A 1,120-nucleotide genomic window follows, 5' to 3' on the forward strand; every position below is an offset into this window, starting at 1 on the left:
GATGCACCGCCACAAGGAACGCGGGTTCTGCTGCGGCGCCGGCGGCGCACGCATGTGGATGGAAGAACGCATCGGCAAGCGCATCAACAACGAACGCGTCGACGAGGCCCTCTCCCTCAACCCGGACATCGTCTCCACGGCCTGCCCCTTCTGCCTCGTCATGCTCACCGACTCCGTCAACGGCAAGAAGAACGACGGCAAGGCCAAGGAATCCATCCAGGTCGTCGACGTGGCCCAACTGCTCCTCGACTCGGTCAAGACCCCGGCCGGCCCGGCCGCCCCGGCCGTCCCGGAGGGTGCCGTGGAGCCGGAGTCCGCCGTGTAGGCGGTGAGGGGAGCGTCGGGAATGACCGGGGGGCCGCCTGTGGCGGCCCCCCACTCGTTGACCAGCGAAGTTCGTGCCTGCTTCGTCCCCGCATATATGAAACCGCTCATGCGGTTTGTTAGTCTGTCGGGTGCGGTTCCTGCCCCGCTGTGCCCGCGCGGGCCTGCGGCTTCGCGTGTACAGCGGCCTTCCGTGCCGGGTCTGTGCGCGGAAGGGGGCGGGGGAGACCGACGTCCCGGTGCCCAGGAGGCAGCACATGGTCAAGCAGGAGCGGGCCGCACGCACGCGGCGTTCGCTGATCGAGGCCGCGTCCGAGGTGTTCGCCGAGGCCGGTTTCGCCCCCGCCTCACTGGCCGCCATCAGCGCGCGGGCCGGAGTCAGCAACGGGGCGCTGCACTTCCACTTCGCCAACAAGAACATGCTCGCCGAGGCGGTCGAGGAGCGGGCCGCCGTGGCGGTGTCCGAGATCACCGGGGCGGCCCGCCGGCGCCACGGCGAGTCCCTGCAGGCGGTGGTGGACGCCACCCACGGCCTGATGGACACCCTGGCGCGGGACGTCGTGGTCCGCGCCGGGTTCCAGCTCGCCGGGGACGGCGCCGCACGCCCCGCACCGTCCCCGCACGCCGGGCCGGGCCCGCGTGCGCAGTGGCAGCACTGGGTCGAGGACAGCCTGCGCCGCCTCGGGCGCGGCGGCGCGCTCGCGCCGGGGGTGTCCGGGGCGGACGCCGCCCGGGTCGTCGTCGCCGCGACCGTGGGCCTGCAGGTCCTCGGCGCGGCGACGACGACCCGGGCGGC

At 73.2% G+C, this 1,120-nt stretch carries 2 protein-coding genes; both read left to right on the forward strand.

Features of this window, described 5'->3' with window-relative positions:
* The coding region (locus JHN63_RS51260; RefSeq protein ID WP_267953884.1) for a heterodisulfide reductase-related iron-sulfur binding cluster at positions 1–325 on the forward strand (325 nt) is incomplete at its 5' end.
* 256 nt (positions 326–581) lie between these two features.
* A partial coding sequence (locus tag JHN63_RS51265; protein WP_200691971.1) for a ScbR family autoregulator-binding transcription factor occupies positions 582–1,120 on the forward strand: 539 nt, incomplete at its 3' end.

Source organism: Streptomyces sp. MBT65, assembly GCF_016612545.1.
GTDB lineage: Bacteria > Actinomycetota > Actinomycetes > Streptomycetales > Streptomycetaceae > Streptomyces.